Annotated in this window: 21 protein-coding genes; 2 read left to right on the forward strand and 19 right to left on the reverse strand. The window is 49.3% G+C overall.

The genetic code is table 11. The annotated features are described in order from the left end of the window. Positions 1–121 precede the first annotated feature (121 nt). Together KAH19_RS02970 and KAH19_RS02975 are read right to left on the reverse strand one after the other, a co-directional pair. The gene (locus tag KAH19_RS02970; protein WP_210685042.1) at positions 122–1,789 is read right to left on the reverse strand and encodes a SpoIVB peptidase S55 domain-containing protein; all 1,668 of its coding nucleotides are present in this window, start codon (positions 1,787–1,789) and stop codon (positions 122–124) included. A gap of 101 nt (positions 1,790–1,890) precedes the next feature. Beyond that, positions 1,891–2,193, reverse strand: a complete 303-nt coding sequence (locus tag KAH19_RS02975) for a hypothetical protein (RefSeq protein WP_009144968.1) — start codon at positions 2,191–2,193, stop codon at positions 1,891–1,893. 268 nt (positions 2,194–2,461) lie between these two features. On the opposite strand from KAH19_RS02975, the gene KAH19_RS02980 reads away from it, so the two are divergent. Further along, positions 2,462–3,256, forward strand: a complete 795-nt coding sequence (locus KAH19_RS02980) for an SH3 domain-containing protein (protein WP_210685043.1) — start codon at positions 2,462–2,464, stop codon at positions 3,254–3,256. Between the two features lie 24 nt (positions 3,257–3,280). Continuing rightward, positions 3,281–3,874: a L,D-transpeptidase gene (locus tag KAH19_RS02985; protein WP_210685044.1), complete on the forward strand. Its 594-nt coding sequence runs from the start codon at positions 3,281–3,283 to the stop codon at positions 3,872–3,874. Positions 3,875–3,960: 86 nt separating this feature from the next. On the opposite strand, the gene KAH19_RS02990 is transcribed toward KAH19_RS02985, so the two are convergent. The 17 genes from KAH19_RS02990 to KAH19_RS03070 form a co-directional block, all read right to left on the reverse strand. Next, the gene (locus tag KAH19_RS02990) at positions 3,961–5,355 is read right to left on the reverse strand and encodes a phosphodiester glycosidase family protein (RefSeq protein WP_210685045.1); all 1,395 of its coding nucleotides are present in this window, start codon (positions 5,353–5,355) and stop codon (positions 3,961–3,963) included. Positions 5,356–6,042: 687 nt separating this feature from the next. Next, the gene (locus tag KAH19_RS02995; RefSeq protein ID WP_210685046.1) at positions 6,043–7,068 is read right to left on the reverse strand and encodes a rod shape-determining protein; all 1,026 of its coding nucleotides are present in this window, start codon (positions 7,066–7,068) and stop codon (positions 6,043–6,045) included. Positions 7,069–7,081: 13 nt separating this feature from the next. Beyond that, positions 7,082–8,347 carry a UDP-N-acetylglucosamine 1-carboxyvinyltransferase gene (murA, locus tag KAH19_RS03000; RefSeq protein ID WP_210685047.1) on the reverse strand — a complete coding sequence of 422 codons (1,266 nt, stop codon included), beginning with the start codon at positions 8,345–8,347 and terminating at the stop codon, positions 7,082–7,084. A gap of 159 nt (positions 8,348–8,506) precedes the next feature. Continuing rightward, positions 8,507–8,692 carry a hypothetical protein gene (locus KAH19_RS03005; protein WP_009144962.1) on the reverse strand — a complete coding sequence of 62 codons (186 nt, stop codon included), beginning with the start codon at positions 8,690–8,692 and terminating at the stop codon, positions 8,507–8,509. Between the two features lie 172 nt (positions 8,693–8,864). Next, positions 8,865–9,554: a hypothetical protein gene (locus KAH19_RS03010; RefSeq protein ID WP_210685048.1), complete on the reverse strand. Its 690-nt coding sequence runs from the start codon at positions 9,552–9,554 to the stop codon at positions 8,865–8,867. Further along, positions 9,551–10,957 (reverse strand): aminopeptidase, encoded by a 1,407-nt coding sequence (locus KAH19_RS03015; RefSeq protein WP_210685049.1) that lies wholly within the window; start codon positions 10,955–10,957, stop codon positions 9,551–9,553. Before KAH19_RS03015 ends, KAH19_RS03010 begins: the two co-directional genes overlap by 4 nt. 164 nt (positions 10,958–11,121) lie before the next feature. After that, a complete protein-coding gene (atpC, locus tag KAH19_RS03020; protein ID WP_210685050.1) occupies positions 11,122–11,532 on the reverse strand; it encodes an ATP synthase F1 subunit epsilon in 411 nt (136 codons plus the stop codon). Between the two features lie 3 nt (positions 11,533–11,535). After that, positions 11,536–12,948: a F0F1 ATP synthase subunit beta gene (atpD, locus tag KAH19_RS03025; protein WP_021719232.1), complete on the reverse strand. Its 1,413-nt coding sequence runs from the start codon at positions 12,946–12,948 to the stop codon at positions 11,536–11,538. A 28-nt stretch (positions 12,949–12,976) separates the two neighbouring features. Continuing rightward, positions 12,977–13,861, reverse strand: coding sequence for an ATP synthase F1 subunit gamma (atpG, locus tag KAH19_RS03030; protein ID WP_021719233.1), 885 nt, complete (start codon positions 13,859–13,861; stop codon positions 12,977–12,979). Positions 13,862–13,868: 7 nt separating this feature from the next. After that, positions 13,869–15,692: a F0F1 ATP synthase subunit alpha gene (atpA, locus tag KAH19_RS03035; RefSeq protein ID WP_021719234.1), complete on the reverse strand. Its 1,824-nt coding sequence runs from the start codon at positions 15,690–15,692 to the stop codon at positions 13,869–13,871. Positions 15,693–15,782: 90 nt separating this feature from the next. Further along, the gene (gene atpF / locus KAH19_RS03040; RefSeq protein ID WP_021719235.1) at positions 15,783–16,262 is read right to left on the reverse strand and encodes a F0F1 ATP synthase subunit B; all 480 of its coding nucleotides are present in this window, start codon (positions 16,260–16,262) and stop codon (positions 15,783–15,785) included. Positions 16,263–16,302: 40 nt separating this feature from the next. Next, complete coding sequence (atpE, locus tag KAH19_RS03045; RefSeq protein WP_363186368.1) at positions 16,303–16,566, reverse strand: F0F1 ATP synthase subunit C; 264 nt, start codon at positions 16,564–16,566, stop codon at positions 16,303–16,305. Positions 16,567–16,608: 42 nt separating this feature from the next. Beyond that, positions 16,609–17,325 carry a F0F1 ATP synthase subunit A gene (gene atpB, locus KAH19_RS03050; RefSeq protein ID WP_210685051.1) on the reverse strand — a complete coding sequence of 239 codons (717 nt, stop codon included), beginning with the start codon at positions 17,323–17,325 and terminating at the stop codon, positions 16,609–16,611. Positions 17,326–17,343: 18 nt separating this feature from the next. Beyond that, positions 17,344–17,751, reverse strand: coding sequence for a hypothetical protein (locus KAH19_RS03055; RefSeq protein WP_021719238.1), 408 nt, complete (start codon positions 17,749–17,751; stop codon positions 17,344–17,346). Beyond that, positions 17,741–18,007: a hypothetical protein gene (locus KAH19_RS03060; RefSeq protein WP_210685052.1), complete on the reverse strand. Its 267-nt coding sequence runs from the start codon at positions 18,005–18,007 to the stop codon at positions 17,741–17,743. The genes KAH19_RS03055 and KAH19_RS03060 overlap by 11 nt, the downstream gene beginning before the upstream one ends. A 77-nt stretch (positions 18,008–18,084) precedes the next feature. Next, positions 18,085–19,245: a non-hydrolyzing UDP-N-acetylglucosamine 2-epimerase gene (gene wecB / locus KAH19_RS03065; protein ID WP_366939724.1), complete on the reverse strand. Its 1,161-nt coding sequence runs from the start codon at positions 19,243–19,245 to the stop codon at positions 18,085–18,087. 15 nt (positions 19,246–19,260) lie between these two features. Beyond that, positions 19,261–20,280, reverse strand: coding sequence for a glycosyltransferase family 4 protein (locus KAH19_RS03070; protein WP_210685053.1), 1,020 nt, complete (start codon positions 20,278–20,280; stop codon positions 19,261–19,263). Positions 20,281–20,283: the final 3 nt, after the last annotated feature.

Consider the following 20,283-nt stretch of genomic DNA (forward strand, 5'->3'; position numbering starts at 1 on the left):
CAGCTTTTTCTACATAATTATTATACCGCCAAATTATGGCGAATGTATGACACATAACAGCCATACCGATACAGTAACGGGAAAAATTTTGTTAAGCGAAAGAAAATATCACTCAGAAAAATTACTTGTCAACGGTAAGAACGATTTCGCTCTCGCCGTCAATAATAAAGTCAAAGGGATACTTCTGCTTGAACGGAGAGCCCTGCAGCATGCCTGCCAATCCTGCATCGTTAGCCGCAGCCTCCGGATTTGGCGGCTGCATTTGGCCCATCGCCACATCAATAATCAGTTCATTATTCTTGTCAGCCGTATTCACGCTCTTGATATAATCGCTGAGCTTGTGGCGTGTTTCCTTTTTCTTGGCAGCGGGTACGCCCTCGGATTGCTGCTTACGCAGCAATTCGATAGCCCAAGCCATGCTGCTGCCGCCGCGCACGTTCAGTGCCAGCTTGCCGCCAGGATGATCCTTAGGCACCTTGAAATAAACTGTCTTGGTAAATTCTTCGCCACGGTAAGGCTTCATAGTAACATCAATAGCTACCTTATCACCGGGCTTAACCTTGGCATTCTTGGTGCGCACGTTAAGAATTTCCGCTACCTGCACCGCATTGCTGACCTCTGCCTCTACGTTAATGCCGTAAATCTGCACAGGCTCAAACTTGTTCTGCATCAGAATCGTTACAGCCTCCGTCAGCTCCGCATCCAGGTTTTTCAGCAGCGCGTCATTGGAATAATACATATTTTCGCGGTCAATCGTCAGCATTTCCTTCTTGCTATCCACGCCGGTAATGGTAAAATGCAGCTTGGCCGTACCACCGCCGTTGCGGTCCACAGTCTTGCTCACAGTATTTACTACGGCAGCATCCACCATCGAAGGCACCAGCTGCTCGTCGTCAATCAGGCGCATGCGCATGCTGTTGGCCTGTCCGCGGCTGCTGTCGTTAACCGTAACAAACATCGGAATAGAAGCAGGCTGCTTGCCTACTACACCGCCGATACCGCTGGAACGATCCTGCGTAATGCTGCCGATAGCCTCGCCCAGATTGCCTACCTTATAGCTGCTCTGCAGGTTGGGAACTACGCCCAGCACCCACACCTTATTCATAAAGAAATTGCTGCTGCCGCGCTGCATAAAGGGATGGCCGAAGGCCAGAATCTTACCGCTGTCATCGGTCCAGGTAACAGTACCGAGAGCGCCAAGAGTCATATCACCCTGCATCAGAGCGACGCCGACGCTGCTGCCGGGCTCCAGCGGTTTATCACTGGAAGCGCCCGTACCGCCGCTGTTGACAGCAGTCAGGCCGAAGGGCTGCAGCTTCTCCTGCAGATATTCCATACCGTATTCCGTAAAACCGCCTGCCATCAGCGCCGTTCCCTTAGGAATCCAGTCGGCCGGCAGCTCTCTCGGTTCGTCCAAAAGCGGCAGCATTTTGCCGATAGGTGTCAGAAAGCAGTAATGCGGATCGTTGAAGGTCTTGCCGAAGGCCACAGCACCGACAAGTCTGCCGTCTACATAAACAGGACTGCCGCTCATACCCTGAGCAACACCGCCTGTCTTTTCAATCAGATCGCCGTAAAGGCGCACAAAAATATTATAACCCATAGCTTCACTGCCGTTGACACCTAAAATTTCTACATTGAAGGTTTCAATAGTATCACCGCTGATAACGGTTTTGCCTATGCCCTGCATACCTGCGCGCAGGTCACGCACCGGCATCAGAGGAACATTGGCGGCAGCTGCCGTCAGCAGCTGGCAGCAAAACAATAATGCTAATAAAAATACTCTCATACTCGCTCCTAAAAATAAAATATTTACCGGTCCGCTTCCGGTATTTACGTCATAATACTACAAAAACCGGCGGCTAAGAAGCTCGCCGGTTTTCTTTACCGTTATTCACTCACCTTAGCTACAACCTGCTGTGCCTCAATCTTATCACCGGGTTTAACCAGTACCTGGCTAACCTTACCTGCAGTTGTAGCACGTGCAGCAGCAATACTGCCGCCAGCTATAGATTTTACCTTTACCAGAATGTCACCCTGCTTAACCTGGGTGCCCTCCTGTGCCAGTCCATCGGCAACTACAATACCGCTGACAGCGGCGCGCTGGTCAGTCACAGCAGCACAGCCAACGGCAGCAAGTGTAAAGATGCCTAAAGCGGCAATAGTCAAAATCACTATCAACTTTTTACCCATGTGACTCACCTCATTTCAGATATATTTCTCTAACATAAATTATACAGCCTACGCAATATTTTGACAAGTGAACAGACTGTAAACAGCTCTTAAATAAAACATTATGAAAATCATCTGCAGTTAAAAATTTACCGGCGCATAATTTTTTACGCTTTTTTTGCCTATCCTACCCGAAATCACCCTTTGGGGTAGGGTGCAAAAGCATTTTTTTGGCTATAATATAAGCATCAAAGAATATAATTTCCACATCTGGAAAGGAGATGTTGTTATGAAAATCAAAAATTTTGCTATCGGAGCACTGGCAGCAGCAATGCTCTTCACCGGCACATCTGTTATGGAGGCAGCAGTATATAATACCTCTGCAAGCAGACTCCCTACTAAGATTGACTCCCGCTGCGGCGAAACAGAAGCCTTTCTGCTTAAACAAACCCGTTTTGATGTAAAGCATACCATGACCGTAAACTATGCCGAGGAATATGTCGCTCCCTGCTTCAGCCGCAAAGGCATCTACATCAGTGATATGGAGGCCAAAGCGATTGCCTTTGCCGCCTTGCAGATGTATGATGTGCAGCAAAGCAGTAACGGCGCCACAGTAAGCTTCAGCGCCAAGGGCGAAGCCGATTCCGGTGACGGTGATTACTGGCTGACTACTATTTATGACAACAAAAAATATATCAATGCCTTTATCAGTACCTACGATGATCTCCGCACCGAAAATGCACACTCTATCCCTGCCCGCAAAGCCTATGCTCAATACGGGGACAGCATGTCTGCCGAAAGTTTGCAATACTCCAATCAAAGAATATACAATCTCTACAGCAAATTTGAAAACATGGACAGCTATTGGGCTCCCGGCGTAAAACTGGTTTTAACCGGTGACTATGTAAACTTCCGCACCGCCCCCTCCACAAGCAGCAATGTAATTGATTCGCTGATGTCCGGCGAAGAAATAGCACCGTTAGAAGGCGCATTTGAAGCCGAAGGCCGCCAATGGTGGAAAGCTATTAACGCTCAAGGCGAGGTTGGCTATGTAAGCGCAGATTTTGTACGCGTAGCCTGCTAAATAAGCATTAAGGAAGTATCACCAATGCTCAAAAAACTTTTAGGCTTAATATTCAGTGTCTGTCTGCTGCTAAGCTGCAGCTTAGCAGCTGCGGCGCCTGCGTCCGCACTGTTCGGCAACGCCAGATATCTCATCTGCATCCACAAGCAAAGCTACCGCCTTGACGTTTATCAGCAGGGCGTGGAGCAAGCAGTCTGCAGCTATCCTATCGCTGTTGCCAAAAATCCCGGTGACAAGCAGTACACCGGCGACAACCGCACCCCCACCTCCTGGGGCAGTGCAGCAGCTATTCCCTCCCGCTACACAGGTGCGGCAGTCGGCGTGCCTTCGGCGCAGGTTCCCTTCCGCATCGAGGAGGTTTGCCCGGCGCATTACTGGACGCACGATTTCGGTGACGGCAAGGGCGTAATCGAAGGTGCCTACGGCCCCTGGTTCCTTTCGTTGGACACCGGCTGGATAGGCATCGGCATTCACGGTACACATGATCCCGCTTCTATCGGCACGATGGCCTCCGAAGGCTGCATCCGCCTGCGCAATGCGGATATCCAAAGCCTGAAGGAGCTTGTCTGCAGCGATAACGGCGGCATAGGCACAGGTGTAATCATCACCGAGGATTAAGCTATAAACCACAACAACAAAACAAGGAGCTGTCACAGCTAAAGTGTGACCGCCCCTTGTTTTTTTATTTTGCCTATATAACCAGCTTATTTGATAAACAGTCCCAGACCGATGCTCACTAAGCGCTCGCGTCCGTCCGAAGGGTTGTTGACGATTTTGCCGTTGATGACCATTTCGCTGCTGCCGCCGCCATCATAATTGACAGCGCTCACCGCACCCAGCTTCACAAAATACTGCGCCAGCTCAGCAAGCGTCATGCCTGCGGAAGCACTGCTTCTGCCGTCAACAACGAGCATCAGAAGCGTGCCGTCCTGTTTAAGGCCTATCGCAGTACGGGGCGCTCTGCCGCGTGCGATATCGGGAGCCATCTGCTCCTCTGCAGTACGCACATTCACCCTGCCGTTTTCTACCAGCAACGGACCACCGCTGACAACAGTCGTTGCCGCATCCGCAATGCTGCTGCCAAGGCTCTGCGTGAGCATTACATGGTCGCCCAGGCGCAGGCCTGCCAAAGCAGCCGCATTTGTGCCATGACCGGAAAGCACTGCGCAGCCCGGCTCCAAAGACATATTGCCTGCCGTGGATACAGCAACAACGCGGCCGTTTTTGATTTTTACCTCACGCCCGTACTGGTTCGTTTTGGTCGAGGTAGCGTAATAGGAATTGAACAGCACCAAATCATTGGCAATGCGCGCACGGTTCATGCCCTTCAGCTGCAGCGCTCTGCCGTCTGGCAGCGTCACTTGTCCTGTATATGCAATGTCGCGCACAATCTTCTGCTCATTGCCCTGCACTACATAACCGCTGCGCGGCGTAGCATCCATAGCGACAAAATTGCCCTTATCCTTAACATTGCCGATAACCCAGCCATCGGTATCAAAATACGACGCATTAATGGCAGCCACAAGGCCTCTTTGCGCCGCCTGCTTAGCCAGACTGCCGCGTCCGTTATACATGCCTTCGGCCGAAAAAGGCCTCAGCTCCAGGCGCGCCGAAGGCGCAACGCTCACCAGATAGCTTACCAGCGGTCTGCCGTTCAGCTCCTCCTGCGCATAGGTATAGGTAACGCCGCCTGCCAGCTGCGTTGTTGTTTTGCTGATAGGAATGCGGTAAATATCCAGCACCAGACGGTCAGGATTTTTCAGGTTATACAGCTTGTACTGGCAATCCTTAGTTAAATCTATAACCACCTGAGCCTTTTTCTTCTTTTTGACAGGAACAGTGATGTTTTTAATCACCGCATCCTGCTTAAAGACAGGCTTCTGCGTCAGCGCCGTGCCCTCCGGCAAGGTAACCACAAGCTGCAGACCGTTTTTTGCAGCAGTATATTTAACAGGCTCCCTGCTGTCGAACACAAGACGCACACGCGCAGGACTAATGCTGCTGCGCACAGCAGTAACGGGAGCGGCGCTCGCCGCAAGCGGAGCAGCACACAGCGCAGCCAGCATAAAAACAGAACATATAAGTTTTTTGAAATTCATGTATAGGACCTCTTAAGAGAAAAACAAAGGTAGAAGGAAGAAGAGTGTATTAGAGCGTCGTGTGTATACGCCCCCTTCCGCCTCGCTACGCTCGGCACCTTCCCCTAAGGGGCAGGCAAAAAGGCTAGCCAAATCTTGCACGAGCAATTAATATATCGTAGCACAACCCTCAGTCATCGCCTTCGGCGATGCCAGCTCCCTTGACGCTAAGACCCAGTTTATCGCAAGCTACGCGCCGCGAGAAACTGCCGGTCGTGCTAATGTCGCTTTGCGACGCAGGGAGCATATAAAAGTTCGAAAGAAGGACAGCAGAACACCAAAGCAAGTAATTGATATACCGTGCAGCGAATAAAAATTTTAGCAAATGAGTGTCTGGAACCATAGAAACAAGGCAACCGAAAACTAAAGGTTACTTGCGAACAAAATCGGCGCCGCACGTTTCGTACTGGTTCCACACGAAATTTGCGTTGTGCCCTGTGGGCACGGAAAAATTTTTCCTGAGCGTAACGATATGTCAATTACGTAGCATACAGCCCCTCTCCGTCATCGCTTCGCGATGCCACCTCTCCCCTAGGAGAGGCAAGAATGACAGCAGAACGCCAAAGATTCTTCTTCACATCTACACAAAAGGAGCTGCCAAAGGCAGCTCCTCCCCAAAATCAATAATCAACAATCAATACCCTAGCATCAATCCACCAGATTAGACGCAGTATAAACAGTGCCCGGATGCAGCTTATCCAGATTCTCCAGCGCCTTGCCGGTACCAAGAGCCACACACTCCAACGGATCATCGGCAATATGTGTAGTAATACCGGTTTCACGCTGCATAATCTCAGCCAGGCCGTCAAGTAGCGCACCGCCGCCGGTCAGATAAATACCGTTATCAACAATATCCGCAGCCAGCTCCGGCGGGCATTTTTCCAGAACACCGCGCACAGTAGCAATCAGAGAAGCAACAGCATCCTCCAATGCCACACGGCAATCCTCAGAGCTTACGCTGAAGGTAGTCGGCAGACCGGTAACCATATCACGGCCACGCACAGTAATAGACTCATGACGACCATCAGTAATAACAGTAGCAACATTCATCTTGATTTCTTCAGCCGTGCGCTCACCGATAAGCACATTATGTACCTTCTTCACATGACGCACAATAGCCTCATCAAAATGGTCGCCGCCGATACGGATAGAAGAATCAACAACAATACCGCCAAGGCTCAGCACAGCGATATCGGTAGTACCGCCGCCGATATCAACAACCATATTGCCGCGCGGTACGGAAATATCAATACCGGCACCAAGAGCCGCAGCCAGCGGTTCCTCAATCAGATAAGTCTTAGATGCACCACCCTGAGTAGTAGCCTCCATAACAGCACGCTTTTCTACAGAAGTAATGCCGATAGGCACACAGGTCATAACACGCGGTTTGAAAAACAGGCTCTTGCCTGCAACCTTTTCAATAACGTAAGCAAGCAGCTTCTGCGTTACGGTATAGTTCGCAATAACGCCTTCCTTCAGCGGACGGATAGCAACGATACTGCCGGGAGCACGTCCCAGCATTTCTCTGGCATCATCGCCCACAGCCAGCACCTTGTTGCGTACCTTGTCAATAGCCACAACAGAAGGCTCCTTCAGGACAACGCCCTTGCCCTTGACATAAACAAGAATGTTAGCGGTACCCAAATCAATACCGATATCCATACTTTTAAACATTAGTCATATCTCCTTAATCTACATCTACGCGTTCAATATCCGCACCCAGATTTTTCAGCTTAGCAACAATGTTCTCATAGCCACGGTCAATATGGTGCAAATCGCCGATACGTGTTGTACCCTCAGCCACAAGGCCTGCCAGAATCATAGCGGCACCGGCACGCAAATCGGTTGCACGCACATCACAGCCTGTCAGCTTGCAGGGACCGTCGATAACGGCACTGCGGCCCTCGGTAGAAATCTGCGCACCCATGCGGTTCAGCTCAACAACATGCATGAAACGGTTCTCAAAAACAGTTTCCGTAACCTTGCTGCGGCCCTCGGCAATAACCATCATCGCCATCATCTGAGCCTGCATATCCGTCGGGAAGCCCGGATAAGGCAGAGTTTTGATAGATACGGCCTTCAGCGGATTCTTGCCGATAACGCGTACCTTATCAATATCCTCTTCAACCACGGCACCTGCCTCGCGCAGCTTGGCAATCAGCGGCTTCTGGTGCTCCGGCAGAACATTTTCCACAACAATATCACCGCCGGTCATAGCAGCAGCAATCATATAAGTGCCTGCCTCAATACGGTCCGGAATAATGGTATAGTCTGCGCCATGCAGCTTCTCTACACCCTCAATGCGGATAGTATCGGTACCGGCACCGCGTATTTTGGCACCCATCTTATTCAGATAGTTGGCCAAATCGACAATCTCCGGTTCCTCGGCAGCATTTTCCAAAATAGTAGTACCCTCAGCAAGAGAAGCTGCCATCATAATATTTTCGGTAGCACCTACGCTCGGGAAATCAAAATAAATGCTGGTACCCTTCAGTCCCTCGGGAGCACTTGCTTCAATATAGCCATGTCCCTGCTCGATTTTTACACCCAGAGCCTCAAAGCCCTTGAGATGAATATCAATCGGACGGGCACCGATAGCGCAGCCGCCGGGCATAGAAATACGCGCTTTACCGATACGCGCCAGCAGAGGTCCCATTACCAGAAAGGACGCACGCATGGTGCGCACCAGCTCATACGGTGCTTCATACGAGGTTATCGCGGTGCTGTCGATATCCAGCACATTCTTTTCCGGACTGCACTCTACAGCCAGTCCCAGACATTTTAAAACTTCACTTATAGTATGCACATCTTCCAGCATCGGAACTTCATCAAGATGACTTGGGGTAGTTCCCAGGATAGAAGCTGCAATAATCGGCAGTACAGCGTTTTTCGCACCGCTGGTTTTAACTGCACCAACGAGGCGGTTTCCGCCCTTCACAATTAGTTTTTCCAAAATAACCCTCCTGCATATGCGAAGTCGGAAAAATTTTTCCGTAACAAATATTTTATCATCAAACACAGGCTCTTTTCAAGACTTAATAAAAATCCGGAAAATTTTGCCACAGGCATATTTCGCCCGACCTTATAAGAAAAAGCCGGCACTGCTTCCGGCTCAGAAATTCACCCGCTGGCGGTCTGCTAAAATATTATAATAGGTTTCCTTCTCCATTAATTCCCTGCGGATAGCCTTTTTAGCATCCTCATCAGCACATTCCGCCAGACGCTTGCGCAAAAAAGCTATATCCTGCTTCAGCATCAGCATTTTGTTTCCTGCCAGACTTTCTACGATATCAGCCATCTTACAGTCACCGTCCTTACTTATATATCTTGTGCTTCTTCTCAAGAAGCTTAGCGGCCTTGCCTAGTTCTACATATTATAGTCTACTATAAGCAAGTTTAATATGCAAGGAAAAATCTGTGACAAAACGCAAAAACCGCCCGACAGGAGCATCCCGCCGGACGGCTTAACTTTACAGCTTGATAATTTCGGCTTTACCAGCAAACATTTCCGCTAACGCAGCAAGCTGCGCGTCCTGCGCCACATCACCCACAAGCACCGTATCCGGTGCCAGCAGACTGATACTGATATCGCTGAACATCTGCCGCAGCTCGTTAATCATCCTGGCGTCATCGTCATTAATCCTGCCCGGAGTACGCTCTGCCAGATGCCAGTACAGCTGCTTCAAAATATAGCTTTCATTTTTGTTGTACTCTTTGATATTGTCAATAATATTATAGGGATAGACATCCTTCTCCCGCCAGGTAGCCTTAAAAATATCCAGCACCTTATTTTCATAAGCAGCCTTATATTCATTCCAGCCCTCACGATCGTCAAATTTCAGCATATCCTCCAGCTTGTCACGGCAGCTGATAACCTTACGGCAACGCACAAGCATCGCATAAATCAGCGCCCGCTCCGCTTCCGTAGCCTGCGGCTCCTCACGCGTAACAGTCATTACCTGCAGCCTGCCGGCCTTGCCAAGCATGCGCTCGGCAGCAAATTTTGCGCTTGCCAGATGCTGCATCGATAAGCTGCTGTCAACAGTATTTACAGGAAGTCCCAAATCAGCCAGCTCTGCCGCTTCTTTTTCAGAGGCCAGAACAAGTACGCGCACAGGCTCCTTGCCTGCCAGCAAAGCGGTTACAGCTGCTGTATTCATTTGTCGCTCTCCAGGAAAGCAGCGAATGCTTTATAGGTGTAATAAACATCCAGCTTAGAGCTCAGCTCGAACGGAGAATGCATGCACAGAATAGGCACACCAAGATCGACTACATCCATATCCATAGAAGCAACATACAAGGCAACGGTACCGCCGCCGCCTTCGTCTACAGCGCCCAGCTCGCCGATCTGCCAGAAAACATCAGCCTCATCCATAATGCTGATAACCTTGGCCATTGTTTCGGCACTGGCATCATTGGAGCCGGATTTGCCGCGCGCACCGGTATATTTGGTCAGTACAGGGCCTTTGTTTACGAAGCAGCTGTTGCGCTCTTCATATACGGAAGCAAAGCTCGGATCGTAAGCACCGTTAACATCGGAGGAAAGTGCGGTGGTATTGCGCAGCAGCTTGCGGATGTTGGCACCCTGAGTTGCTGCCAGGTCCTCCAGATAGTGCAGCACGAAATCGGAATTCAGGCCGGTGTTGCCGTAGGAACCGATTTCCTCTTTATCTGCCAAAACTGTAACAGTGGTGTAGTACGGTGCTTTGGTATCAATTTCCGCAGTCAGTGCTGTATAAGCGCAAACCTTGTCATCCTGGCCGTAGGCACCGATCAGGCTGCGATCCAGGCCTACATCCTGCGCCTTGGCTGCGGGAACGAATTCAATTTCCGCACGCATAAAATCATGCTCGGTAATACCGTACATTTCGTTGAGCAGGGCCAGTGCGTTCAGCTTTACGGCATCCTTTACGCCTTCTTCTTCGCTTTCGTCAACAAAAGGCAGGCTGCCGATAACAATATTCAGCTCCTCGCCCTTAATGCCTTCGCTCAGCTTGCGCTCGTTCTGCTTAGCGCCAAGATGCGGCAGCAAATCAGTTACGCAGAATACGGGGTCGCCGGCATTTTCGCCCACGCAGACCTTCACCAGCTCGCCGTTCTTTTTGATGATAACGCCATGCATAGCCAGAGGCACGGTTACCCATTGATATTTGCGGATACCGCCGTAATAATGCGTTTTGAAATATGCCATTTCATGATTTTCGTATACCGGATTCGGTTTTAAATCCAGACGCGGAGAATCGATATGCGCAGCGTTCAGGCGCACGCCTGCCTCCAACGGCGCAGTACCGAAGGTGGACATAGCCAGGGATTTGCCGCGGTTTACGAAATAAACCTTGTCGCCGGGTTTGTATGCCTTACCTTCTTCGAAGGGAACATAGCCTGCAGCAGCCAGCTTTTCTACAGCCTTGGCAGTAAATTCGCGCTCTGTTTTTGCTGTATCCAAAAATTCCTTATAGCCTTCGCAGTATGCAAACGCTGCTTCCTTGGCAGCAGTGTTTTTCTTAGCGATATGAGGGAATTCCCATGTCAAATTCTTTTGCAATTCCTTTGCAGTTGTCATAATCTATCACTCCTTGTATAAGCTTTGGTAAGCAGTGCCAAACGACACTATGTAAATAATACCACAAATAGCACCTTTTGGGGAGAGGAAGGGAAATGTATACAATACAAAAACCCCCGCCCTGACGGACGGGGGTAATTTTTTTGGCATTGTCGCAATGCTTATTACAGCTTGTGAGTAGTACGCAAGCGGGCAACAGCTCTCTTCAGCGCGTTTTCGGCACGAACAGTATCAATGTCTTCGCTCTTGGAAGCAAGACGTTGCTCTGCACGTTCTTTTGCTGCAGTTGCACGAGCGGTATCAATATCTGCATCAGCTTCGGCAATAGTTGCCAAAACGGTGCATTTATTGTCTTTCATTTCCAGAAAGCCGCCGCAAACAGCAAATTCTTTAACGCTGCCGTCGGTGAACTCCAGCTTCATCGGCGCAATATCCATGGTCGCAATGATAGGCATATGTCTAGCTTTGAGGCCCAGATTACCGGACAAAGCACGGAAACCCACATAAGTTACTTCTTCAGAAGCGAACAGCATCTTATCCGGCGTGACAATTTCAAAAGAAAACGGAGTAGCCATCTATTAATCCTTCATAGTTGCAGCCTTGGCAACAGCGTCATCAATGGTACCAACCATGTAGAAAGCACCTTCCGGCAGGTCATCATGCTTGCCTTCGAGGATTTCTTTGAAGCCGCGGATGGTTTCCTTCAGAGGAACATATTGACCGGGGGTACCGGTGAACTGTTCAGCAACGAAGAATGCCTGGCTGAGGAACTTCTGAATCTTACGAGCACGAGCAACAGTTACTTTGTCTTCCTCGCTCAATTCTTCCATACCCAGAATTGCGATGATATCTTGCAATTCTTTGTAACGTTGCAGGATAGCCTGTACGCCACGAGCAACATGATAATGCTCTTCGCCGATTACCAGCGGATCGAGGATACGGCTGGTGGAGTCGAGCGGGTCAACTGCCGGATAAATACCAAGCTCTGCGATTTGACGAGACAATACGGTGGTTGCATCCAAGTGAGCGAAGGTGCCTGCCGGAGCCGGGTCAGTCAAGTCATCCGCAGGTACATATACAGCCTGTACGGATGTGATAGAACCGGTCTTGGTGGAGGTAATACGCTCTTGCAGTGCGCCGATATCGTTTGCCAGGGTAGGTTGGTAACCTACTGCGGAAGGCATACGGCCGAGCAATGCGGATACTTCGGAACCAGCCTGAATGAAACGGAAAATGTTATCGATAAAGAGCAGTACGTCCTGGCCGCCAACATCACGGAAGTATTCTGCCATGGTCAGGCCGGTCAGACCAACACGCATACGTGCTCCAGGAGGCTCGTTCATCTGGCCGTATACAAGAGCAGTCTTGTTGATAACGCCAGACTCTTTCATTTCGCCCCACAGATCGTTGCCTTCACGAGTACGTTCGCCAACGCCTGCGAATACGGAATAGCCGCCGTGTGCAGTAGCAATGTTATGGATAAGCTCCATAATAATAACGGTTTTACCTACGCCAGCACCGCCGAACAGACCGATTTTACCGCCCATTGCATACGGAGCGATAAGGTCAACGACTTTAATGCCGGTTTCCAAAATTTTAGTAGCTGTAGCCTGTTGGTCAAAGCTCGGAGCCGGTCTATGAATAGGCCAGTGATCAGCTGCTTCAACCGGAGTGTCATCATGGTCTACAGTTTCACCTAAAACGTTGAAGATACGGCCCAGTACACCAGGACCAACCGGAACGCTGATAGGAGCGCCGGTATCTACAACTTCCATGCCACGAACCAGACCGTCGGTGGAGCTCATAGCAACAGCGCGGACAATGTTATTGCCGATATGTTGCATAACTTCTGCGGTCAGGTGGATTTTTACTTTACCCTCATCGGTGGTGCCGTCAATGTGCAGTGCGTTGAGGATAGCAGGCATGCTTTTAGGAGGAAACTCTACGTCGATAACAGGGCCTACAACTTGTACGATTCTACCTGTATTCAAGGTTTTAGCCTCCCTACGAAATATCTAATTAGTTTTGTGCCTGTTTCAGAGCTTCTACGCCGCCAACGATTTCGTTCAGCTCGCGGGTAATGGATGCCTGACGTGCCTTGTTATAAGACAGCTCCAGGTTTTGTACCAGCTTGCCTGCGTTATCGGTAGCAGAGCTCATAGCAGTCATACGAGAACCCAACTCACTGGCAGCAGATTGTACCAGTGCAGCGTAAACTACAGTTTCCAGATACTTAGGTGCAAGTACCTGCAGAGTTTCGTCTTCATCAGGCTCGAAAATAAAGCTTGCGCTAGCTTTGCCTTTCTCCTTTACAGGAGGCTCTACCGGCAGAATCTTATCGCTGGTAGGAATTTGGGACAAAGCGGTTTTGAAAAGTGTAAACACAATATGCAGCTCGTCGAAATGCTCGTCAGCAAATTGTTTGATTGCATCCTGAGCAATTTCTACTGCATTTGCGTAAGACGGTCTGTCGGAGTAGCCGAAGTGGCTGCTCAGCACTTTATAGCCGCGACGTTGGAAGAAATCTCTAGCCTTACGGCCGCTGGTGATAATGACTACGTCATGCTCACATTCGGAAATCTCCGCAACTGCTTTTTTCAAAGCGTTGGAACTATATGCGCCTGCCAGACCTTTATCAGAGGCGAGCACCAGATAACCAACTTTTTTAACATCACGATGTTGAAGCAGCGGGTGTTTTTTGGCACTTAAGCCTGCAAGGATGCTCGGATCGCTCACAACGCTGGATAACACTTCTTTGATCTTGATGGCATACGGACGGCTTGCAGCAGCTCTTTCCTGCGCTCTTCTGAGGCGGGCAGCAGCAACCATTTTCATAGCCTTCGTGATCTTGCCAATGTTACCTACGCTTTTCATGTGGCGATGAATCTCGCGTGCAGTAGCCATTAGTTAATCACCTACCTTCACTAACAAAGGTATCCTTGAACTCGGCGATAGCTTTCTTCAGAGCTTCTTCGTTCTCATCAGTGATTTTCTTGGTTTTGATGATGTCTCCGCCAACTTCCGGATGGTTAGCTTCCATGAAGTCCAGGAATTCTTTTTCGCAGCGGGTTACATCTTTAACTGCTACGTCATCCAGATAGCCTTTGGTACCAAGGTAAATAGCCATAACCTGTTTTTCAACAGACAGCGGGCTGTATTGGCCTTGTTTCAGAACCTCGGTCAGACGTTGACCACGGTCCAGCTGTGCTTTGGTAGCTTTATCGAGGTCAGAAGCAAACTGAGCAAATGCTGCCAGCTCGCGGAACTGAGCCAGATCCAGACGTAAGGTACCTGCAACCTGCTTCATAGCTTTAATCTGAGCAGCACCACCTACACGGGATACAGACAGACCGGAGTTGATAGCCGGACGGATACCGGAGTAGAACAGCTCGGATTCAAGGAAGATCTGACCGTCGGTAATAGAAATTACGTTGGTCGGAATGAAGCCGCCTACGTCACCTGCCAGGGTTTCGATGATCGGCAGTGCGGTGATGGAACCGCCCTTCAGTTCATCGTTCAGCTTAGCAGCGCGTTCCAGCAGACGGGAATGCAAATAGAATACGTCGCCAGGGTATGCTTCACGTCCTGGAGGACGACGGAGCAGCAGGGACATTGCACGGTATGCAACAGCGTGTTTAGACAGGTCGTCGTATACGCACAGAACGTCTTTGCCCTGATCCATGAAGTATTCAGCCATGGTTACGCCAGCGTACGGAGCCAGGTATTGCAGCGGAGCGGAGTCAGCAGCAGTAGCAGCAACGATGATGGTGTATTCCATAGCGCCGTGTTGTTCCAGAGTACGAACAATACGAGCAATGTTAGAAGCCTTTTGGCCGATAGCTACATAAATGCAGATAACGCCCAGGCCTTTTTGGTTGATAATGGTGTCGATTGCAACTGCAGTCTTACCGGTACCACGGTCGCCGATGATAAGTTCGCGCTGACCACGTCCGATAGGAACAAGTGCGTCGATACATTTAATACCGGTTTGCAGCGGGGTATCAACGGATTTACGATCTGCGATACCATGTGCAGGAGATTCAACCGGACGACGTTCAGCAGCAGCGATTTCGCCTTTGCCGTCGATCGGGTCACCGATAGCGCTAACTACACGGCCCAGCAGGTTTTCACCAACAGGAACCTCCATGATGCGGCCGGTACGGCGAACTACGTCGCCTTCTTTAATTTTGGTCTCGCCGCCCATCAGTACGATACCAACGCTGTCCGGGTTCAGGTTCAGAACCATGCCGGATACGTTGTGGGGCAGTTCAACTAATTCGCCAGCCATAGCGTTTTTCATACCGATAACGGTTGCGATGCCGTCACCGATTTTTTCTACGATACCAACTTCTTCCAGATCAGCATCCACATTGTAATTCTCCAGCTTGTTGCTGAGAGCATCACCCAGGGCTTCCGGTTTGGTGTACTCGTGAACGTCGATGCCGTTCAGAGCAACTTCCATTTTCTTCAGCTTGCGCAGTGCGGAAGCGTCGAATACCTTATCGCCAACTTGTACGATGATGCCGCCGAGGATAGACGGGTCAACTTTCTTGTTCAGGAAAATCTCACGGCCCAGTTTCTCGGTCAGGATTACAGAAATGGATTGATACTCGTCAGCCGACAATTTCTTGGCGGTAGTAACGTTTACATCTAACAGCTCTTTAATGGAGCCCAGATCGATTTTGAAGTCGGACAATTGTTGCTTAATTAAAGCAATATTTTCTTCTGTCTTCATATTGTACCAATCACCTCCGAATACCGGGGTTTTGCCTGCTGTTTCGCATTTCAGCGGCATACTTCCGGCTTAATAGGGAAAGCAGCAAAATTATTTCATGATAGAATCAACGATTTTGCTAGCCATTTTTTTGTCTTCTTCAGAACCTAACTTTTGTTCTACGATCTTGCTAGCAGCAATCATGGACAGGTTGATAACTTGTGCACGAACTTCGTCCATAGCTTTCTTCTGTTCCAGTGCGATTGCTTCTTTAGCAGTTGCAATAACCTGATCTTGTTCAGCTTTGGTGTCTGCCATGATCTTGTCATGAGCAGCCTGAGCAGTTTTGCGGGCAGCATCAACAATAGCTTGAGCTTCTTGTTTAGCTTCAGCCAGCTTTGCAGCGTATTCAGCTTTAACTGCTTCTGCGTCAGTCTTAGCCTTTTCTGCAGCTTCCAGATCGCTTGCAATTTTGTTCTTACGCTCTTCCATAATGTTGCATACGGGTTTGTAAGCGAATTTTGCAAGAACGAAAACTAAAACCAAAAAGTTCAGGATCTGCGCGATAAGTGTTGCATTGAAGTTAACCAATTATAGCACGCTCCTTTTTGTAATATCTTGCAAAATTAAATTATTTAATGAACGGGTTAGCGAATACCAGAACGATAGCGATTACATAGCACAGAATAGGCATGGATTCGATCAAGCCTACGCAAACCAGCATGTTGGTAAAGATTTTACCAGCTTCTTCCGGTTGACGAGCCATGGATTCAATAGATTTGCCGCACATGTTGCCGTTACCGATACCAGCGCCAGCAGCAGCACCCAAGCAAACAAGGCCTGCACCGATTACAGATGCAGCAGTAATGATTGCATTTTCAGACATTTGTTTCATCCTTTCGAAATTGTGATTTTAAATTTTTTTTGCTTAAAAAGCTTAGTGTTCGTCGTGGCTAGCAAATGCCAGTGCATAGCTGCCCAAAGACAAAATGGTAAAGATAAAAGCCTGAACGAAGCCAATGAACAGGGAGAACATTACCCACAGTTCAGGAACTACCCACGGAGCCAGCTGATACAGTACGATCAACAGGATTTCGCCTGCCAGGATGTTACCAAAGAGACGAAGAGCCATGGTCAGCGGTTTAGTCACTGCATCCAAAAGATGCAACGGCAGGAATGCCGGACTCGGGCTGATGAAATGTTTAAAGTGGCCGATACCTTGTTTCGCCACACCAACGCAGTACGCGCTAAACGCAATTAGCAAAGAAAGCGCAAAGCAGGTATTAATGTCATTGGTAGGTGAAGTCCAGTGAACGCCAATCTGCGGAAGCAAAATGCCCAGTTCGTTTGCTACCAGGATAAACATAAACAAGGTAACGATGAACGGTGCCATAAATTTACGGCCTTTGGATCCCAGGTTGTCTTCCATCAGACCATTTAAGAAATCAAGAATGATTTCCATTACATTCTGCAGTCCGGAAGGAACCATTTTCGGGTTCTTACAAACCAGAAGGAACAGTACGAAGACGATTGCCATGGTTACCCAGGTCATGTACATGGTTTGCATGTTGACTTCACCTAAAAAGGTAGATTGGGTAAGGTAATGGATAATCTCTCCGGATTTTTCTGCACCTTCAGCTGCTGCATTTCCCATTTTTACACACTCCTTTCTTCACGCCCTCTCATTTTGATGTTGGTACGCGATAAATAATAGATTTAAAATAAAGAATATATGTATCAGAAGAAACCCGCCGAATGCGCCATGCACAGCAAGCTTCATCCTTAACATCGTAATAATAAACGCGGCCGCAGCGGCCAGTCGGGCCCAGCGGAAACGCTTCATGATTTTCAGTCCCTGCTTGGGCACCTCTACGTAGGGCAGAGATTTTTTGATGCCTAAAAACAGAATGGACAGATCTATCGTGCCGGCCAGCACGCCGCAAAGCACGCCGTGGGCAAAGGCACTGCGCTGCCATAACCAGAGCGGCACCGCTACAAGCAGCGCACACATACAGATGCGCGCTACGAAGGCGTTCGCGCCGTTTCTCGCTATGGGCGTCAAATCAAAGTTACTTTTCATCCTTCTTGTGTTCGGTGTCCCGCGAAAGGACGCTCCTCTGAATCAGATTATAGTAGGTCATAACAAGTGAAACTATTGCCAGACCGATGCAGATGCCCCGCATCGTATGGTCGCCGGTTTCCAGATGACGGTCGAGCCAGTCGCCGCCGAAGTACGCCAGCAGAAAATCAATCACGGCCATAAACGCCAAAGAGGACACAGTAGCCAAAGCTTCAAGCATCCGCATATGCTCCTTATCGGGTGTTTTGTTAGTCATGATATTTTCACCACAGCACGAATTCACAAATTAATCATATTTACTCTTTTAATTTTAATATTTTTCACAGTTTCTGTCTATGCCTTAGACGCAAATTCCGGCAAATTTTCTACGTCAAAGCCATTTTTTCTTAAAATCGCATGGATAATACGCTCACAGGCCTTGCCGTCACCGTAAGGATTGGCAGCCTCTGCCATGGAGCGATAATGCTCGGCATCATCCAAAAGCAGATTGGTTTCGCGCAGCACATCATCATAAGCTGTGCCAACGAGCTTAACAGTTCCTGCTTCAACAGCCTCCGGACGCTCGGTGGTATCACGCAGAACCAGAACCGGCTTGCCTAAGGCAGGAGCCTCCTCCTGAATTCCGCCGCTGTCGGTGAGCACGATATCAACCTTAGCCATTAAATTGGCAAACGGTTCATATTCCATAGGCTCAATCAGATGTACTCTGTCTAAATGTCCCAGCTCCTCGCGGACGATTTCACGCACCTTGGGGTTTTTGTGTACCGGGAAGATTGCTTCCACATCGGAATGTGCTTCCAGTACGCTCTTCAAAGCGCGGTAAACATGACGCATAGGCTCGCCCAGGTTTTCACGGCGGTGGGTAGTCATCAGAATCAGACGATGACCGCTGGCAAACACCTTGTTGAACTCTTCGTCCTCAAAGCGGTAGCCTTCCTTCACCGTAGTCTGCAAAGCATCGATAACAGTGTTGCCTGTTACCAGAATCTGCTCGGGGCAGATGTTTTCCTTCAGCAGGTTCGCCTTGCTGGTAGAAGTCGGCGCAAAATGCATATCGGCAATCGCACCGGTCAGCTTGCGGTTCATTTCCTCCGGGTAAGGAGAATATTTATTACCGGTACGCAGGCCTGCTTCCACATGGCCTACGGGAATCTGCGCATAAAAGGCAGCCAGAGCACCGGCAAAGGTAGTCGAGGTGTCACCATGCACCAGCACCATATCGGGCTTTGCTTCCTCCATAACGGATTTCAGGCCCATCAGCGCGCGGGTAGTAACATCATACAGGGTTTGACCTGCCGACATAATATTCAAATCATAATCAGGCGTAATGCCAAACAAATCCAGTACCTGATCAAGCATCTCGCGATGCTGTGCGGTAACTGCCACAATCGGCTGGATATATTCGGGATATTTACGCATTGCCAGCACCAGCGGGCACATTTTGATGGCTTCCGGACGAGTGCCGAAAACTGTCATTAACTTTATCTTCTCCACGGTTCTTCCTCCCCCTTATCTGTCGTTCAGAATACCGATTTTCTTAGCACCAACGGCAACTGCCGTAATAATAACCGCTATAATAAGTGCGGCGTAGAAGCCGTCGAACTCTGCCCACAGCACGGCTGCGATACCGAGCACGGCTGTAATAGCATACATCAGCAAAACTGCCTGCTTCTGGTTCATGCCCATCGCCAACAGGCGGTGATGCAAATGGCCCTTATCGGGCTGGAAAATTGGGCGGCCGTTGCTGTAGCGGCGCATAATCGCAAAGGCTGTATCCATAATCGGCAGGCCCAGTGCAATCGCCGGTACAATCAGCGCTACGGTAGCAGCAGTCTTGACTGCGCCGTAAACCGAAATAGCTGCCAGCATATAGCCGATGAACATACTGCCTGTATCGCCCATGAAAATAGTAGCGGGATTAAAATTATAGCGGATAAAGCCGATAATGCCGCCGGCCAGAGCCGCAGTCATTACAGCTATATGGTAATAACCCATCTGAACCGCAACCAGAATGACCGTCATCGAAGCGATAGCAGATACGCCTGCTGCCAGACCGTCAAGGCCGTCAATCAGGTTGACAACGTTCGTAAAGCTGATAACCCAGAAAATTGTCAGCGGTACGGAAATAAACCATTCATTAAGATAAAAATAGCCGCCGAAGGGATTGTTCAGCCATTCGATACGGATATCAAAGGCCACAAGTACGCAGGCAGCAAAAATCTGCCCCAGCAGCTTAACCTTTGCCGGCAGCTGATATTTGTCATCCAGTACGCCTACGATGGCAATCACGCTGCCGCCAAGCAGAATGCCGACAATATCCTTCGTCATTTCCAAGCTTGCCACTGCGGCAATCATAAAGGCAATATAAATAGCCAGACCGCCAAGACGAGGCATAATCTTCTTATGCACCTTGCGGTTATCGGGCTTGTCAATCGCGCCGATTTTAAAGGCTAATGTTTTAATATAAGGGGTCAATATATAGCTCACCAGAGCGGCAAGCAGAAAGGGAAAACCATAAGCACTTAACATTTA

The organism is Phascolarctobacterium sp. Marseille-Q4147 (genome assembly GCF_017968825.1).
Taxonomy (GTDB): domain Bacteria; phylum Bacillota; class Negativicutes; order Acidaminococcales; family Acidaminococcaceae; genus Phascolarctobacterium_A.

Coding starts and splice junctions, on each gene's coding strand:
- KAH19_RS02970 (WP_210685042.1), bottom strand. CDS start 1,789: ATGAGAGTATTTTTATTAGCATTATTGTTTTGCTGCCAGCTGCTGACG.
- KAH19_RS02975 (WP_009144968.1), bottom strand. CDS start 2,193: ATGGGTAAAAAGTTGATAGTGATTTTGACTATTGCCGCTTTAGGCATC.
- KAH19_RS02980 (WP_210685043.1), top strand. CDS start 2,462: ATGAAAATCAAAAATTTTGCTATCGGAGCACTGGCAGCAGCAATGCTC.
- KAH19_RS02985 (WP_210685044.1), top strand. CDS start 3,281: ATGCTCAAAAAACTTTTAGGCTTAATATTCAGTGTCTGTCTGCTGCTA.
- KAH19_RS02990 (WP_210685045.1), bottom strand. CDS start 5,355: ATGAATTTCAAAAAACTTATATGTTCTGTTTTTATGCTGGCTGCGCTG.
- KAH19_RS02995 (WP_210685046.1), bottom strand. CDS start 7,068: ATGTTTAAAAGTATGGATATCGGTATTGATTTGGGTACCGCTAACATT.
- KAH19_RS03005 (WP_009144962.1), bottom strand. CDS start 8,692: ATGGCTGATATCGTAGAAAGTCTGGCAGGAAACAAAATGCTGATGCTG.
- KAH19_RS03010 (WP_210685048.1), bottom strand. CDS start 9,554: ATGAATACAGCAGCTGTAACCGCTTTGCTGGCAGGCAAGGAGCCTGTG.
- KAH19_RS03015 (WP_210685049.1), bottom strand. CDS start 10,957: ATGACAACTGCAAAGGAATTGCAAAAGAATTTGACATGGGAATTCCCT.
- atpC (WP_210685050.1), bottom strand. CDS start 11,532: ATGGCTACTCCGTTTTCTTTTGAAATTGTCACGCCGGATAAGATGCTG.
- atpG (WP_021719233.1), bottom strand. CDS start 13,861: ATGGCTACTGCACGCGAGATTCATCGCCACATGAAAAGCGTAGGTAAC.
- atpA (WP_021719234.1), bottom strand. CDS start 15,692: ATGAAGACAGAAGAAAATATTGCTTTAATTAAGCAACAATTGTCCGAC.
- atpE (WP_363186368.1), bottom strand. CDS start 16,566: ATGAAACAAATGTCTGAAAATGCAATCATTACTGCTGCATCTGTAATC.
- atpB (WP_210685051.1), bottom strand. CDS start 17,325: ATGGGAAATGCAGCAGCTGAAGGTGCAGAAAAATCCGGAGAGATTATC.
- KAH19_RS03055 (WP_021719238.1), bottom strand. CDS start 17,751: ATGAAAAGTAACTTTGATTTGACGCCCATAGCGAGAAACGGCGCGAAC.
- KAH19_RS03060 (WP_210685052.1), bottom strand. CDS start 18,007: ATGACTAACAAAACACCCGATAAGGAGCATATGCGGATGCTTGAAGCT.
- KAH19_RS03070 (WP_210685053.1), bottom strand. CDS start 20,280: ATGTTAAGTGCTTATGGTTTTCCCTTTCTGCTTGCCGCTCTGGTGAGC.